This is a genomic window from Nocardia sp. NPDC051929 (genome assembly GCF_044548645.1).
Lineage (GTDB): Bacteria > Actinomycetota > Actinomycetes > Mycobacteriales > Mycobacteriaceae > Nocardia > Nocardia sichangensis.
This window is the reverse complement of the sequence record NZ_JBIUCG010000010.1, coordinates 158,164-173,975: the sequence shown is the minus strand read 5'-3', so window position 1 is coordinate 173,975 and position 15,812 is coordinate 158,164. Positions and strand designations below refer to the sequence as shown.

Annotated in this window: 15 protein-coding genes; 3 read left to right on the top strand and 12 right to left on the bottom strand. The window is 67.2% G+C overall.

The annotated features are described in order from the left end of the window. Positions 1 to 856: 856 nt before the first annotated feature. Positions 857 to 1,450, top strand: coding sequence for a hypothetical protein (locus ACIHAX_RS15235; protein WP_355074053.1), 594 nt, complete (start codon positions 857 to 859; stop codon positions 1,448 to 1,450). A 172-nt stretch (positions 1,451 to 1,622) separates the two neighbouring features. Here ACIHAX_RS15235 and ligD read toward each other — a convergent pair whose 3' ends face one another. From ligD to ACIHAX_RS15205, 6 genes are all read right to left on the bottom strand, one after another. Beyond that, complete coding sequence (gene ligD, locus ACIHAX_RS15230; protein ID WP_397278073.1) at positions 1,623 to 2,564, bottom strand: non-homologous end-joining DNA ligase; 942 nt, start codon at positions 2,562 to 2,564, stop codon at positions 1,623 to 1,625. A gap of 127 nt (positions 2,565 to 2,691) precedes the next feature. Further along, positions 2,692 to 3,351 carry a TetR family transcriptional regulator gene (locus tag ACIHAX_RS15225; protein WP_355074052.1) on the bottom strand — a complete coding sequence of 220 codons (660 nt, stop codon included), beginning with the start codon at positions 3,349 to 3,351 and terminating at the stop codon, positions 2,692 to 2,694. After that, the gene (locus ACIHAX_RS15220; RefSeq protein WP_397277946.1) at positions 3,245 to 4,750 is read right to left on the bottom strand and encodes an MFS transporter; all 1,506 of its coding nucleotides are present in this window, start codon (positions 4,748 to 4,750) and stop codon (positions 3,245 to 3,247) included. Before ACIHAX_RS15220 ends, ACIHAX_RS15225 begins: the two co-directional genes overlap by 107 nt. Before the next feature lie 232 nt (positions 4,751 to 4,982). Continuing rightward, positions 4,983 to 5,276, bottom strand: a complete 294-nt coding sequence (locus ACIHAX_RS15215; RefSeq protein WP_397277944.1) for a hypothetical protein — start codon at positions 5,274 to 5,276, stop codon at positions 4,983 to 4,985. Positions 5,277 to 5,571: 295 nt separating this feature from the next. Further along, a complete protein-coding gene (locus ACIHAX_RS15210) occupies positions 5,572 to 6,777 on the bottom strand; it encodes a site-specific integrase (protein WP_355074040.1) in 1,206 nt (401 codons plus the stop codon). A gap of 256 nt (positions 6,778 to 7,033) precedes the next feature. Continuing rightward, entirely contained in the window at positions 7,034 to 7,279 is a 246-nt protein-coding gene (locus ACIHAX_RS15205) for a hypothetical protein (RefSeq protein ID WP_364426486.1), read from the bottom strand. Positions 7,280 to 7,669: 390 nt separating this feature from the next. On the opposite strand from ACIHAX_RS15205, the gene ACIHAX_RS15200 reads away from it, so the two are divergent. Next, positions 7,670 to 9,259, top strand: a complete 1,590-nt coding sequence (locus ACIHAX_RS15200) for a carboxylesterase/lipase family protein (RefSeq protein WP_397278071.1) — start codon at positions 7,670 to 7,672, stop codon at positions 9,257 to 9,259. Between the two features lie 105 nt (positions 9,260 to 9,364). On the opposite strand, the gene ACIHAX_RS15195 is transcribed toward ACIHAX_RS15200, so the two are convergent. The 3 genes from ACIHAX_RS15195 to ACIHAX_RS15185 all read right to left on the bottom strand — a co-directional run bounded on the left by ACIHAX_RS15195 (position 9,365) and on the right by ACIHAX_RS15185 (position 11,202). Further along, positions 9,365 to 9,550 carry a hypothetical protein gene (locus tag ACIHAX_RS15195; RefSeq protein WP_397277942.1) on the bottom strand — a complete coding sequence of 62 codons (186 nt, stop codon included), beginning with the start codon at positions 9,548 to 9,550 and terminating at the stop codon, positions 9,365 to 9,367. Positions 9,551 to 9,822: 272 nt separating this feature from the next. Continuing rightward, a complete protein-coding gene (locus ACIHAX_RS15190) occupies positions 9,823 to 10,506 on the bottom strand; it encodes a type 1 glutamine amidotransferase domain-containing protein (RefSeq protein WP_355074036.1) in 684 nt (227 codons plus the stop codon). A 114-nt stretch (positions 10,507 to 10,620) separates the two neighbouring features. Then, positions 10,621 to 11,202 (bottom strand): TetR/AcrR family transcriptional regulator, encoded by a 582-nt coding sequence (locus tag ACIHAX_RS15185; protein ID WP_355074034.1) that lies wholly within the window; start codon positions 11,200 to 11,202, stop codon positions 10,621 to 10,623. A gap of 61 nt (positions 11,203 to 11,263) precedes the next feature. Between ACIHAX_RS15185 and ACIHAX_RS15180 the strand changes: the two genes are divergently transcribed. Continuing rightward, positions 11,264 to 12,547 carry an NADH:flavin oxidoreductase/NADH oxidase family protein gene (locus ACIHAX_RS15180; RefSeq protein ID WP_397277939.1) on the top strand — a complete coding sequence of 428 codons (1,284 nt, stop codon included), beginning with the start codon at positions 11,264 to 11,266 and terminating at the stop codon, positions 12,545 to 12,547. 166 nt (positions 12,548 to 12,713) lie between these two features. Here the strand turns inward: ACIHAX_RS15180 and ACIHAX_RS15175 are convergent, their stop codons facing one another. The 3 genes from ACIHAX_RS15175 to ACIHAX_RS15165 all read right to left on the bottom strand — a co-directional run bounded on the left by ACIHAX_RS15175 (position 12,714) and on the right by ACIHAX_RS15165 (position 15,752). Continuing rightward, on the bottom strand, positions 12,714 to 13,655 hold the full coding sequence (locus ACIHAX_RS15175) for a sigma-70 family RNA polymerase sigma factor (RefSeq protein ID WP_397277937.1): 942 nt from the start codon (positions 13,653 to 13,655) through the stop codon (positions 12,714 to 12,716). 10 nt (positions 13,656 to 13,665) lie between these two features. Further along, positions 13,666 to 14,856, bottom strand: coding sequence for an NAD(P)/FAD-dependent oxidoreductase (locus ACIHAX_RS15170; RefSeq protein ID WP_397277935.1), 1,191 nt, complete (start codon positions 14,854 to 14,856; stop codon positions 13,666 to 13,668). Positions 14,857 to 15,077: 221 nt separating this feature from the next. Further along, positions 15,078 to 15,752 carry a GntR family transcriptional regulator gene (locus ACIHAX_RS15165; protein ID WP_397277933.1) on the bottom strand — a complete coding sequence of 225 codons (675 nt, stop codon included), beginning with the start codon at positions 15,750 to 15,752 and terminating at the stop codon, positions 15,078 to 15,080. Between the last annotated feature and the right edge of the window lie 60 nt (positions 15,753 to 15,812).

Genomic DNA, 15,812 nt, shown 5'->3' with positions numbered 1-15,812 from the left:
CCAGCGCAGGTCCCTGGCCGAAACCGACCTCACCGCGGTGGGCGCGGACGCACGGCGGTGGCTGGAGATCGCTCGCGTTTTCCTCTGAAGAGGTTGGTTCCCCGAGCCGCTAGGCACACCGACCGGCCGCTCGATGCCGGGCCTGGCCTACGGGCCTCCGGCGACCAGGTCGTCGACCTCGACGATCAACTCGCGACCTGATCACGTTGCGCGAGGAGGGCAAGATCGGCGCGATCGGGCTCAGCCGCAACTGCTTCGGGCGGAGCCGACCCGCGACGGTGACTCGGCCGACGACGCATTCGACTGCGGTGGCAGCACTGCCGACCCGGAACCGGACATCACGTAGCCGTTGCCGGTGGCGAACACCCGCACCTGCGCCCGCCGTCCTTCCAGAAGTCCGAACGAACTGGGTGTCCGTGCGGGAAGGGCACCGCTACTTCGAGCCAGGGCAGACCTTTTCCAGCCACACCCGCACGGTAACCCGATGGGACGCAGGCCATTAGTGAGCCACACCGAACGAGCCGGGGGCAGCCACATAGGGAGCCTCCCACCGGGCACCTGGGACTCGATCCTGGCCGGGATCAAGCCCTGACACCAGTCTTAAGTAGCCGCATAGCGCGCTGACTGAATCGGTCAGCGCCGGGCCCAGTGAGCAGCGAGGCGCCCGGCGCTGACATTTGCGGGAGATCGCCTGGCTCCAGGCTTCCGTTCCATTCGCGTCGACGGATAGGTCATAGGGGTGCAGTAGCATTCGCCGAAACCGGGCGGATATGGCGCGCCCCGACGAGAGATGCACAGCCTGAAGGACAAACAATGCCACAACATGGTGGGGCACCGACTCGATGGGAACTGAAGCGTGAGTGAGGATCAGCCCGCCATGGCGGGCCTCGGAGAAGTGCTGTCGTGCATCGGGCCGACCTGCGGGGACACCGTCAACTGGAGTGCGGCGGAGAAGATCTACGAAACTGCTTTTCCGGCCGACTATCGGTCCTTCGTTGCAGCCTTCGGCAGCGGCACGATCGAGGAGATGGTCGTCGTGTTCACCCCTGTCGTCTCCTCGGAGGAGGCGCGGATGGTGAAGGTATCGAGGCTCTCGCAGGCAGCGCTCGCGGACAAGGGGGTCAACGAGTGGGCTCCCGCCGACAGGGGCCGGTATCGGCTGGAGGACCTGCTCATCTGGGGCGGAACAGCTGCGGCCGACACTCTGTGCTGGATCACGACGGACCAGGACCCGGATCGATGGCCAGTCGCGGTGTACTCCCGCATGAACCACGAGTGGTCGGTGTATCCGTGCGGAATGGCCGAGTTCCTGCTGAAACTCGTGCGCAATGAGTGGCATCCAGGACCGATCAGCGACACTTCACTCGAGGGCGTGGTGGACCCGCGTTTCCTGCACGACAAGGACGAGGCAGCCGCATACGAGGCGGGGCTCGACCCCTGGGAGTACTGATCCGCACGACCAGGTCAATCCCGCTCGCAGAACTTCGCGTGGTAGCGATTCGCCACCCGAACGCGGATCGGCAGGAGCGCAGTTCCAGTCAGCGGTGATGTACGCCTACGCTGACGAGCGATCTACGAGCAAAACGGTGCGAGCAATCAGCAATACAGCGGTGCATTTGGTTCTATAAAGGCATTTTCGCCTCACGCGGAGACTTGTCGGGGCGCAGCCCGCGCCAGCTGGGGTGGCGCAGGCCCTCGGAGGTGGCTTCGCGATATTCGATGTCGCCGACGAGGACCGGCTCGACCCAGTGGGCGGATGCCGCCACCGCGCGCGGCGGAGGGACGTCGAAGGGCGTGTCGGAGCGGGACAGCTCGTTCAGGCGAACTTGCAGCGAGCGGCGGTCGCGCATGGTCCAGCCGGTGCCGACATTGCCGACGTGCACCAGCTGATCGTTGTCGTCGTAGGCACCCAGCGCCAGCGAGCCGAACGTCGCGGAGAAACGGCCCGTACCGGGCAGCCAGCCCGCTACGACGACCTCGGTCGTCTTGCGCAGCGGCGTCTTGATCCACAACGGAGACCGCCGCCCGGGGTAGTAGGCCGAATCGAGACGCTTGGCGACTATTCCCTCCAAGCCGTGTTCGCGAGCGACGTCCAGCAGCGTGTCGGCGTCGATATCGCGGTAGTACGGCGGGGTCCGGACCAGAGGCCGGTCCAGCGCCAGTTCCGCCAAACGCTCGCGACGCTCGGTGTAGGGCAGGTTCATGATGGACGCACCCTCGACAGCCAGGAGATCGAACGCCAGATACTGCGCCGGGAATCCTCGCAGCAATTCCGGGCTGGGGGAGACGACATGCATCCGCCGTTGCAGGCGAGCGAACGACGGCGCCCCCGTCTTCGGATCCGGCGCCACGATCTCCCCGTCGAGGATCAGCTCACCTCCCTCGCCCAGTTCGGCGAGAACCGCCGTGAGCTCAGGAAATGACCCACTGAGATCCCGATTGTTGCGACTGTAGAACCGGCATTCCCCCGCCCGGCACCGCGCGAGGGCGCGAATGCCGTCCCATTTCATCTCCAGCGCCCACCGGCCGTGCTCCCGCGGTGGCCGTCCGGAGACGGCCAGCATCGGCGCCTGGACTGACAGCACTCAGTCAGCATATCGTCAGCAAATATCAGGTACGGGCTTCTCTCCACGGCACTTACACAAGGCCACTGGCACCCCACCCAGTGGGGTTCGGCCAATCCCGCGCTGGTCAGCTGCCCGTCGGGGCCTCGCCGCAGAGCAGGGGTTGCAGGAGTGGGACGTACAGGTCGGCGACTTCGTCGGGGTCCAGTTGGGTGAGCTGGTCGGCTTGGACGGTCGCGTAGAGGGCGCCGAGGCCGAGCAGCACACCGATGGCCATCTCCGCTCGCAGCGGGGCGCCCGGGCCAGGGAGGCGGGCGGCGAGGGCGTCGATGACCTGCGTGCGGAAGTTGGCTCGTGCCTGCCCGCCGAGTTCCAAGTGGTGGCGGGAGAAGGCGATGCGCAGGATCGGGTCGCGGGTCTTTCCGCGTTGGGTGGCGATCAGATGCAAGACCATGTGCCGGGCGAGGCGGTCCAAGGGGGCGTCGAAGAGGGCGGTGGCGTCGGCGTCGAAGGTGAAGACCTGGGTGAACAGGTGTTCCTTGGTGCCGTAGTACTTCATCACGAGCGCCGGGCTCACGCCTGCGTCGTCGGCGATGGCGGCGATGGTGGTGTCGGCGTAGGCGTGGCGTGCGAAGGCGCGCCGGGCTGCGGCGAGGATGTCCGCACGGCGGGCGTCGGCATCACGCGGTCGTGCCGACCGGTCCTGGGCCGGGTCGGGCTTCGGCGGATCTATGGACCTCGATCGCAGGCGGGCACTGCGCGGAGAGGGGGAGTTCGGGTCGGACATCTTGTTCAGGCTCCTGGAGGAGGGACGGCGCGGATCGCGGCTGGCGCGGGACGAGACAGGCGGCCGCGCAGGCCAGCAGAGCGACCGCGCCTGCGACGGCGAAGGCCATCCGGTACCCGTTCAGGGTCGGCGCCGCCACGGCCACGCCCGCCGTGTCGGCGAACGGGCGGGTGTGCTGGGCCAGCACGGTGGCGACCACCGCGCTGCACAAGGCTTGCCCGATGGTGCGCATGAGAACATTGAGGCCGTTCGCTGCGGCGGTCTGCTCCAGCGGCACCGCCCGCATGATCAGCAGGGGCAGGGCGGAGTAGGCGAGTGCCGTGCCGACCGAGACCACGGCCGCGCCCACGATGACCGCCCACAATTGCCGACTGTCGGCGATGCGTAGGCCATAGCCGCCCGCGATGATCATCGTGCCCAGGGTGAGGGTGGCCTTGGCCCCGCGGGCGGCGGACAGGCGGGCGGACAAGGAAGCACACAACACCATGATCACACCGCTGGGCAGTAGGCATACACCCGCCGCCACCACCGAGAGCCCTAGACCGTACCCGGTGACCCGGGGCGCCTGGACCAGTTGCGCGGTGACGAGGGAGTTGGCGTAGAAGGCGAACCCGGCCAGCGACGCGGCCAGGTGGGGCAGCAGAACCGCCGGACGCATCGCGAGGCGCACGTCCACCAGTGGCCGCGACACGCGGCGCTGGTGGACAGTCCAGCCCGTCAGGATCAGCAGCGCCGCCCCCGACAGGCCCAGAACCCGCCAACTGCCCCAGCCCCACTCACCTGCCTTCGACAAAGCCAGCAGCAAGAACACTAGCCCCGCACTCAGCCCGCACGCCCCGAGTAGGTCGAAACGCCCCGGCGACCGGACCAGCTCTTTCCGCAGCAGCCGCCACGCCAGGGCGAGCACACCCGTCGAGAGCATGGTCATGGCCCAAAACATCGCGTGCCAGTCCGCGTACTGCACCAACAGCGCGGCCAGCGGCAGACCAAGAGCCGCGCCGATGCCCACCGTCGAACTCATCAGCGCCACCGAGGAACCCGTCCGCTGCGGCGGCAGCACACCCCGCAGGAAACTGATCGACAGCGGCACCACCGCCGCGCCCACACCCTGCAGCGCCCGCCCTACCAACAGCCACGGGAGGGTGGAGGCGAATGCGCACACCAGCGACCCGACGGCGAGTGCCCCGAGCGCGAGCAGAAGCATCGACCGCTTGCCGTACATGTCCCCGGCACGCCCAAGCAGCGGGGTGGCGACCGCGCCGGTCAGCAGCGTAAGTGTGACCACCCACCCGACATCGACCGGTGCCGCGCCGGTCAGCCGGGGCAGTTGCGGCAGCAGCGGCACGACTGCGGTCTGCACCAGCGTGGTGACGATGCCACCAGCCGCCAGAACGGCCATGACGCCACGGTCGGCAGTCGGAGACGTCGACGGATGCGAATCAATGGGCACAGCGAAACCCTCTCGGAGGTGAATGGCGTTCACCACCATAGGTGAACGCCATTCACCTCACAAGGGCCGGCCGCCGCCGCTTGCCAGGCCGGCCACCGGCGTTCGACCCGCTATCTACCGGCACGCAACATGCTCGCCGCGGTATCAACCGGCTCGAACAACCCCGCACCGTCGCCGGCCGCTACGAAAGAACGCCGGCCGCCACCTTGCCGTCCCGCTCGATATGAGCGATCGCTTCGTCGGTCAGTTCCGCCGAGGTTACGTCACCGGCACGCAATGCGGCCGCGCACTCTTCGGCCGACCGAAAATTCCACTCCGTGAATTCGACGGTATCGGCCTGTCGCAGCGGACATAAAATGCCGCTTCGCGCAAACGAGAAAGTCGAGCAGGTGGCCTTCGGTTCAAATTGACGCACTCGTTCTGTCATATCCCAGGTCAGGGAGTCGGCAGTGCCGACTCGATTGACGAGGGCCATGAAATGACTTCTTGCGCAACGGGATATGTCACAGATGGCTACTGTGTTCCGCTCCGTCCGCCGACTGTTCGACCGCCGCTGGTCATGGCGACGTGCCCCGAGGTCGGTGCCGCCCCGGAAATTAGTAGACGCGCCCACGAGGCAGGCGGACCCCGTGCACGGCCGGAAAATGTAATCAAGCGGGGCGCGATTTTCGCGGTGACCCGCGAGGGTGGCAATTGCTCTCGATGTGCGTCGCAGCCTTCATCGCGAGAATGCGGTGTTGCATTCAATGCGATTCATCCTGATTCCGGGCTCACAATCCGAGCTTGGTCACCGCGTTGTCTTCCAGGGGGTTGGCGGTGCGGATGTAGCCGTGAACGGTGCGCGGGTTGGTCCAGCGTCCCTGACGCATGATCTCGCGGTCGCTGGCGCCGCCGAGCGCGGCCTGTGTGGCGAAGCCGGCGCGCAGCGAATGTCCGGAGAACAGGTCGGGGTCCAGCCCGGCCCTGGCGGCATAACGCTTGACAAGTTCGGCGACCGCCCGCCCGGACATGGCGCGGTCGCCGATCGCGCCGTGCCGGTTGACGGTGGGGAAGAGAGGTAGATCCGCGTCGGTGAGCGTGGTGCCGGTGAAGCCGTGGCAACGGTGGATGTCGGCCGATCTCGCGGGAAGGTCGGCGAGCCAGGACCGGACACCGATAGTCCCCGCAGCGGCGTGTGTTTCGCGTAGGCGCAGCCAGTCGGCGAGGGCGCAGACCGGGCAGGTCGCGGGACGGCGGCCACGGGGGAGCGCCACGCGCTGTTCGGCCGCGCCGGTAGGGTCGGTCTTCGTCGCGGGCAGCCGGATCAACAGAATCGGTTCGCCGGTCGTGTGGTCGAGACCGACTTCGACGTCCCCGATGCGCAGACCGGCCAGTTCACTGCGGCGAAGGGCGCCGGCGAAACCGACGAGCAGCACGAGCGAATCCCGGCGCCGGGCGGGTTCGGCGGGCCAGCCCGGTTCGGGTAGTCCGCCCAGCAGTTGATCGAGAGTATGCAGCAGGACAGGGCGTTTGCGTCGGGGTTGCGCCCGCCGGGTGCGGCGGATGCCGCGCAGCGTCAGGCGCACCACATCGGATCGAGTCGGTGACGGCAGGCCGTTGGCCGCGTGCACCGCGGCGATCGCGGCCGACTTGCGTTCCAAAGTCGCGGGACTGAACGCCCATTCGCCGCCGGCGCGGCGGGCGTCGGCCGCCGCCGCGAGATAGACGGCCACGTCGAGCGCGTCGGCAGGCAATGCCTGACGCCCCTCGGTGGCACACCACGCCGACCACGCCACCCAGTCGGCTCGATAAGCGCGCAGCGTGTTCGCCGACTGCGACGCTTCGAGATACCGCCGCAGCGATCCGGCTTGATCGTCATCGAAACGGTCACGCACCAGCCGCAGTGCCGCCGCATCGACCAGCACGCTGCGCACCCCACGGCGCAACTCGGTGCGCACCGACTCCGGAACCGCGACCACACTGGATCGATCGTCCATGGTTCGGGCTCCCGCGTTCCTAACGATGACGGACTTGTTCGCGCCACGACTTTCGGCGCAGGAATGCCAGCCTACGGCACCGAAGCGGCGGCACTTGCGGAGTCTGTCGAGTGACAATTCGCCTGTGTTAGTGCCGTCCGATGCGCGTTGGCGCACGGAAACACCATGCGTCACAGTGACGTTATAGGTCCGTTCGATCAGGTGTTGTCACCGGCCGCGCCGACGCGGCCCACCGATCCGGTCATGCCGTGAAGAGTCAGGGCGTGCGAACTTTCGGCTGCGGAATCGGCCGGGCTTGCGATCCGCGATCGGTATGCAGGATGCCGCCGGACACCGGCTCGGTTCCCTCGTCGACGTCGGCCTGGCGCATCCATTTCGGCAGCGTCACCGGGTGGATCCCGAAATCGGCGGCGATCTGCTCCAGGGTCACCTCGGCGTTGCGAGCGACACGGCCGACGTCCTCACGAAGCTCGCGGGGGATACGGCTTTGGGCAGAGGGCATCCTTCGGCCCGTCCCGACAGGCAAGCCACTTCGGTTATCACCTATCCCGGCAGATCAGATGAGAACTGACATTTGAAGTCAGCAGAGGGGGTACCCAGTTTTTAGCTCTTTTCGTGGCGGTTTAGTTACGTCACTCCTAACGCTACGAAACGTAATTATCGCAACGGTAGCCGGACATGAAGCGTCGTCCTGACCACCGATAAGGTTCACTTATCGGAGGTCAGAACTGGAGGGCTGATTTCGGAGACGACTGGACCTGGAGTGGTCCCGTCTCGATGAAACTGGCCAAGTATCAGTGAATCTGACGACCGTAAATGTGTATCTGGCCAATGTCTCGAAATTCTCGGCCACTGTGGCATGATCACCCGCGATCTGGCGTCGACGAACGGCATGGACGGGGTGGTGGGCGTGACTGGCGGGGGTTCTGATGTGCGCGTTGAAGGTTGGGGGCGTTTCGAACCAGAGATCCGAACGACTGCGGGGATTGTGCGCGGCAGGTGGGAGAACGCAGTCGCGATCTTCCGGGGCATCCCCTTCGCCGAGTCACCATTCGGCGCGCGTCGGTTCGCGGCTCCCGTTGCAGTACAGCGGTGGGATGGTGTCCGCGACGCGCTGGAATTCGGTCCACCGGTTCCCCAAGCGAGCCATCGAGGTTCGGTGATGTCGTCGGTGTCCGGCAGCGCCGATGATGATTCCGCGGACTGTTTGACGCTCAACGTCTGGTCACCCGAGCTCGGTACCGTCCGGCTGCCGGTGATGGTGTGGATTCACGGGGGCCGATACCTCGAGGGCGCCGCCAGCAACCCGCACCAGGACGGTGCGACTCTCGCCGCGTGCGGTGTGGTGATGGTCAGCATGAACTATCGAGTGGGCGTGGAAGGTTTCGCCTACATCGCCGGGGCCCCGGACAACCGCGGCATTCTCGACCAGATCGCAGCCTTGCGGTGGGTACAGGACAATATCGCCGCGTTCGGCGGCGATCCCGGCAACGTCACTGTGTTCGGCCAGTCCGCAGGAGCTGGTTCTGTCGCGGCGCTGCTCGCTATGCCCATGGCAGCGGGGCTGTTTCGTCGTGCGATATCGCAGAGCCTGCCGGGCACGTACTTCTCCCCACGGCTCGCCGGCGCGATCTCCGCGACGATCGCCGCGGAACTCGGTGTGCGCGCCACCGTCGATGAGCTCGCCGGTATCCCGCCGCGTGCGCTGATCGAGGCGACCGACGCGGTGATTCGGAAGATGCCCGAATTCGTCGAATCCTGGGGACCCACGGCGCTGACGCCTACGCCGTTCTCACCGGTTGTCGATGGCGTCGTACTGCCTGCTTCGCCGTGGCATGCGCTCGCCAACGGTGCCGCGCGGGGTATCGATCTGCTCATCGGACACACCCGTGACGAGTACTCGCTGTTCAACGCCCGCCGCGGCACAGAGATGACCGATGAGCATGCGACCGCCGCACTCGAACGTCTCGCGCCCGTCTCGGACAGCAGCGGCGGATACCGCGCCGCCTACCCGGAGGCCGCCCCTGAACAGCTGTATGAGCTCGTCAACTCCGACTGGCTGCTTCGGATGCCGAGCCTGCATCTCGCCGACGCCCAACACGCCGGGCATGGACCCGTGTGGCTCTATGAACTGTGCTGGAGCTTCCGCCGGGATCAGGGTGCCTCGCACAGCCTGGACATGCTGCTTGTGTTCGGCACGCTCAGCGCCGATGAGGTGCGTGGCCACCCCTTGGCCCACCCGAACGCCGCGAATGAGGTCCTGGAGGTCTCCTATCAAATGCGCAGCGACTGGGTGCGTTTCGCGACCACCGGAAACCCTGGCTGGGCGTCCTACGATCCGGGAAGCCGATCCACTCGTGTCTACAGCGCCGAGCCGACTACCCAGCCTTATCCCGAGGAACGCTCACGCCTTATCTGGCATACACACCGGTTCGACTCCCTGGACCTATGTCAAAGCGTCGGAGCGGGAGGTGGTCGGTGACCAGCCAGGGGCATGGTCTGCACCTGGTGCCCAACCGCAGCCGTGGGTCACCCCGACGCCGTCGTGCGTGAAGCCCGGTATCCGGTGGTGGACTACACCTGCTTGTCACGGGCCGAAGAACAATCGTTCGTACGGCAGGCGGGGCAGCGGTAGATGTTCTTCGATGGTGTCGCAGATCAATTCGATTGTGACCCAATGCTTTCGGCTCCAGTCATCGATCACATTGCGAGCCGCCACGGCGGTGGCCGCGTAGTCGAAGACCATGCCACCCAACCAGATCCGCAGGTGCACATCGCTTCCGGGCGCAAACCGTTCATCGGTTGTCATGGCCTGGCGGCCCGGTTCGATCTTTCCGGACGAGGCACTGGGAGCGAACGGGAGTTGCCAGGGGTTGTCGGCAGTCGATCTCTGGCTCGAAGGATCTCCGGTGACTGGTGTCAGTTCCGCGCCGGCTCGCCTAGCCGGGAGCCGAACGCCGCTTTGCCGAACGCTTGCGGTTGGCATCCGCCCGGCTCGGCGGCGCGTGAGCCATCCACTTCGAGTGGGACGCCGGTGCGGAGGGGTCACAGCAGGGCGGCGACCTTCTTCGCCGTCTCCTTGGCTGATCCGGGGTTCTGGCCGGTCACGAGGTTGCCGTCGACCACGGCGTAGGACAGGAACGGCAGCTTGCCTTTCTCGTAGCGGGCGCCGCGCTTTTTCATCTCGTCCTCGGCGTTGTAGGGCACGAGCTTGTCTACGCGGATGAGGACTTCCTCCTGCCAGGCAAACCCGGTCACCCTGCGACCGGCGACAAGGTGGGACCCGTCGGAGAGCTTGGTGTTGAGCAGGCCGCAGTAGCCGTGGCAGACCGAGGAGACGATGCCGCCGCGCTCGTAGATCTCCCGGGTGATGCGCTGCAGGCCCTCGCTGTCGGGGAAGTCGTACATCACCGCATGCCCGCCGGTGAAATAGATGGCGTCGTAGTCGGCCGAGTCGATCTGGTCGGGGCTGACGGTGTTCTCCAGCAGCGCCATCCGTGCCGGATCGGCACGCCAGGCTTTCGCGGTCTTGTCGTAGTTGGGGAACTTCAGTGACCGCGGTTCCAGGGGAGCGGGGCCGCCCGCCGGGCTGATGATGGTCTGCTCGAATCCGTGCTCTTCGAAGACCTGCCAGGCGTGGGTGAGCTCGGACAACCACAAACCGGTCGGGTGGGACGGGTCGTCGTAGTGGCCGACGTTGGTGACGACGTTCAAGATGCGTTTGCTCATGGTTGGTCATCCTCCTGAATGTTTACATTGCGTACATTAGCGAGGCTAGGGCGGGATGTGAGCACTGTCAACACTCGTGTCGGTGTGAGTGGGCACACTCTGGGCGGCGCCGGCCTACTGTGTGCGCGCGGAAAGGATCGCGGCGAACGCGGCGCGCACTCGATCGGCCACTTCGTGGCTCGACTCCGCCGGGAGCTTGCCGTCCAGGTGTAGGTATGCCATGCCATGGGCCAGCGCCCACCATGCCGAGGCCAGCGCCTGGGGGTCGCCGTCCGGGAAGACCTGCTTCATCGCGAGTTGTACGAGATCGTGGATTTCCGCTGCCGCCTGGACCCGCTCCTCGTTGCCCTCGTCGCAGGCGTTGCCGAACATCAGGCGAAACAACGCCGGTCGGCGCAGGGCGAACTCGACATAGGCGACCGCCAGCTCGCCGAGCCCCGCCGCCGATGTCGGGAGCTCGCGTCCGTCGCTCAGGTCCGCCTTCAGGTCACGTAAGCCCTGCACGGCCAGGGCGGACTCCAGGGCGTCGCGGTCGGCGAAGTGTCGATAGGGCGCGGTCGGCGACACGCCTGCCTCGCGAGCGATGGCACGCAGCGAGAACGGTTCGCCGACTTCGAGTAGGTGCATCGCCGCCGTCAGTAGCGACGCCCTGAGGTTGCCGTGATGGTAGCCACTCCTTTTCGCCGAAGTTGACATCGCTTACATCCCTTTCTAGGCTCATGTTAGCAATGTAAACTTACCGCATTCAGGAGCGGCGATGCCATCAACAGCCCCCATCCCTGCGAGGTCAGGCGGCGCGGAGCGGACTTCACCGGTCTTCGCGCCGTTCACCCTCCCGAACGGCTCCGTGGTCGCCAACCGGCTGGCCAAGGCCGCTATGGAGGAGAACATGGCCGCATCCGGTCAACTCCCCGACGAGTCCCTGTTCCGGCTCTATCGACGTTGGAGTCGAGGCGGGGTCGGACTGATCATCACCGGCAATGTCATGGTCCACGCCGAGGCGCTCACCGGGCCGGGCGGAGTCGTCCTGGACGCGGAGTCGCCGCTGGAACCGTTCCGTCGGTGGGCCGTCGCCGCGAAGAGCGGCGGCGCGCGGGTGTGGATGCAGATCAACCATCCCGGCCGGCAGGTGCGCGCGGACATGCCCGGCGTCGCCTGGGCGCCGTCGGCGATCCGTGTCGATGTCGGCAAGAACAGCAAGCGATTCGCCGACCCGGTCGAGATGACCCCGCGGCAGATCGAGGAAACCGTGCAGCGCTTCGCCGAGACGGCGCGTCGGGCCGAGGCGGCTGGGTTCGACGGTGTGGAAATCCATGCCGCCCACGGCTATCTGCTGTCGCAGTTTCTCTCGCCGCTGACCAACCGGCGCGCGGACCAGTGGGGCGGCAGCCTGGAGAATCGGGCCCGGCTGCTGCTCGATATCGTGCGTGCGGTGCGGGCCGCGGTCGCTTCCGGCTTCGCCGTCGCGGTCAAACTCAACTCCGCCGACTTCCAGCGCGGCGGCTTCGATGCTGACGACGCCGCGACCGTGCTCGCGATGCTGGCCCCGCTCGGCGTCGACCTCGTCGAACTCTCCGGGGGCAGCTACGAGGCCCCTGCCATGACCGGCCAAGCCAGTGACCAGCGGACCCGAGCCCGCGAGGCCTACTTCCTCTCTCTCGCCGAAGAACTCGCGGCAACCAGCCCGCTGCCACTGATGCTGACCGGAGGTGTCCTCCGGCGACCGGTGGCCGAGGAGGTCCTGGCCGGCGGCATCGATCTCGTCGGCATGGGCAGCGCGCTGGCCGTCGACCCTGACCTGCCGAACCGGTGGCGCCGGGACGCTGACGCCAAGGTCGAACTCGCACCCGTCGAGATCAAGGACAAGGCTGTCGCGTCCGCCGCGAGCATGGCCCGAGTGCGACAACAGCTTCGCCGCCTCGGCGCCGGACGGCGCGCGCGTCCCGGGATCAACCCCAAGGTCGCTCTCCTCCACGAGACCGTGCTCCAGCGTCGCGCACTGCGCCGCTACCGCACCTGGCTGAACAACCGTGCCGCGTAAGGCCACCGGCCTCTTTCCCGGCAAATCGATCGCATCCCCATGCCTCCGGCAATATCCTGTTCCACGCGCCGATCCGCCCCGTGTTGATCTTGCGCATCAGCTCGAACAGATCCACCAACGCGTCAGTGGCCACTGACGAACGTGAAATCGACTGTCGGACAGCCGCTTACCACGATTCGATCAGCGGGGCGGCATGCTCCTGCCGCTGCCATTCTTGGGTGAGGCGACCGAGTCGGTCCGGCGCGGCGATGCCGCGCATGCCTGCGATCTTGTCGTCACGGATCTCCAGGACCACCACGCCCACGACGCGGTCGTCGAGCGTGGCGAGCATGGCGGGGCAGCCGTTGACCACGGCGGCATGGATCGAGGGCGAGCCGCCGGCGACTCTCCGCTTGGCCGGAGACGGCTTGAAGCCGGCCCGCACCACGCCGGCGATCCGCTGCGGGGTCGAGTACCGGATCAGCTTCTCGGCCAGCCCCAGCCCGGCGCCGTCGGAGATGCCGGTCGCGTCGTCGGTCAGCAGCGCCAGCAGCCGTTCGGTCCGGCCCGAGGAGGCGGCGTCGACGAACGCCTCGACGATTCGGCGCGCCGCGGCTCGGTCGACGTCGGTGCCGTTGCCCGCGGCGGCGATTCGGCGCCGGGCTCGGTGGGTGTGTTGCTGACTGCCGGCCTCGGTGATGCCGAGAATCTCGGCGATCTCGGCGTGGCTGTAGGCGAAGGCCTCGCGTAGCACGTAGACGGCCCGTTCGATCGGCGACAGACGCTCCATGAGCGTCAGCACCGCTAGGGTCACCGATTCGCGCTGCTCGACGGTGTCGGCCGGACCCAGCATCGGGTCACCGTCGAGGAGCGGTTCGGGCATCCAGGCGCCGACCGCGCGTTCGCGGCGCACCTTCGCCGAACGGAGCCGGTCGAGCGCCAGATTGGTGACGATCTTGGTCAGCCATGCCTCGGGCACATCGACGTACTCCTGGTCGGCGGCCTGCCACCGCAGGAACGCGTCCTGCACCGTGTCCTCGGCATCGGCGGCCGAGCCGAGCAGACGGTAGGCGAGGGAGGCCAGCCGATTGCGGCTGGCCTCGAAACGCGCCACGGTGGCAGTGTCCATGGGCACGACCCTATGCGGCGACCACGTGGGGCGAGTGCTCTGCGGTGGTGGCCGAGCGATAGTGGCGACTCGGCTTTCCGAAGGTCGGGTGGCTCACGCTCCAGGCGGCAGTCCGAAGGATCGCCGACTTGACGCGCGCGGCCGTCCCGCCGCACAGGGCCCACGACTTCGCACGTGCGTCACCGTCGACCAGCTGGAAGATCCCATCCTTGCGGCCGAGACTGATGTGGTTGCCGACATACGCCAGCGAGGTCGTCGAGACCTTGCGCCCGGTCCGGTCCCCGATGATCGCGGCGGTCGCCTGCATGCTGGTGAATCCCGCGGAAGCGCAGGACATCGGCAACGGCCGACCGTTGTCACCGATGACGAAGACGCTGTCACCGGCGACGTAGACGTCCGGGTGGGAGACCGACCGCATCTGACGGTCGACCGTGATCTGGCCGTTGGCCACCACCTCGAGGCCGCTGGCGGCGGCGATCGGGTGGACGGCGAAGCCTGCGGCCCACACGGTCGCGTCGGAGGCGAAAGCGGTGCCGTCGGCGGCGACCGCTGCCGCCTCCTCGACGCGCTCGATGGTGGTGTGCTGGTGGACCGTGATATCGAACCTGTCGAAGGCGCGCAGCAGGTGACGGCGAGCCTTCGTGCCCAGCCAGCCGCCCAGTTCGCCGCTGGTGGCCAGGCCGACCCGAAGGCCTGGGCGTGATTCGGCGATCTCGGTGGCGGTTTCGATCGCGGTCAGATTGCCGCCGACTACCAGCACCTTCCCGTCTCCGCCCAGCTCGTCCAGGCGTGCACGCAGGCGCAGCGCGGACGGCCGCGCGGCCACGGGGAAGGCGTGCTCGTGGACGCCCGGAACGCCGTGGTCGGCGGCAGCGCTGCCGAGCGCGTAGAGGAGGGTGTCGTATCCGAGCCGCTCGACGCCCTCGGCGTCGGCGACTGTGACACTCCGGTGCTCGACGTCGACGTCGGTTACCCGCGCCAGTCGCAGCTGGATGCCGGTACCCGCGAACATCTCCGCCAGCGGCCGGTGGCGGAGATCCTGCCCGGCGGCGAGCTGATGCAGGCGCAGCCGCTCGACGAAATCGGGTTCGGCGTTGACGACGGTGATCTCGAAGTCGTCGGAATGGAGTTGGCGCGCCAGGTATCCGGCGGAGAAGGCTCCGGCGTATCCGGCCCCGAGGACGACGATGCGGTGCTTCATGGTTCGCTCCTGTCTGGTTCGCGTGCTCCCTGAACGAGACAGCTCCCCAATCCCTGACAGCATCGACCAGTGACGTGAGTCACTCCCGAAACTCGCATGACCTCACGGCTGTCGGGCGGAGAAGGCGATCCGTTCGCCGAAGGAAGCTGCTGGTGCTGTCCGCGTCCCCGGCGGCCCCACCGGGGGCGGGCTGCGCCTGTCCGGCACTCCAGCCTCACCGATCACGGTTCCAGTCCGGCGGCAGTCAGGGTGAGGTGCCGGGCCAATGCGTCGGCTGCGGCGTCGGCGTCACGGGCCAGTGCCGCCTCTTCCAGACGGCGGTGTTCTTCGAGGCCGTCGCGGTCGGGGTTGCGGCGGGTCGACCAGCGGCGGGTCAGCTCGCTGGCGGTCCACAGCCGGTCGAAGGTCTCCAGTAGGACTGGGTTACCGCAGCCCTCGACCAGGGCGCGATGAAAGAGCCGGTGTGATTCGGACCATGCCTCGCTGTAGTGTTCGCCGTCTCCCGGTAGGTACACCGGAGTGCCGGCCAAGCGGTGGTGGGCGGCTCGCACGCGAGCCTCCCAGTCCAGGTCGCCGCGCTCGATGGACATACGCAAGAGGACTGGCTCGATAGTCCGGCGGGCCTCCGCGATCTCCTGCCATCGGCGGTCGGAGAAGGCGGGAACGGCGAAGCCGCGGTTGGGTAGCCGGTCGGCGAGGCCCTCGCCGACCACCCGCACCAGCGCCTCGCGGACGACGGCAAGGCTCACGTCCATCTTCTTCGCCAGATCCTGCGGCTTGAGGGCCTGACCGGGAGCGTATTCTCCGCGCATGATCGCGCCCCGTAGGTGCGCGTAGACCTGCTCGGAGAGCATCTTCTTTCCGGGTGAGTCCGGAGTGCGCGATGTCCGATGCATACTCAGATAATAGATCATCTAGAGAATAATCGATTATTTTTGTACCGTGGATGTCGGTAG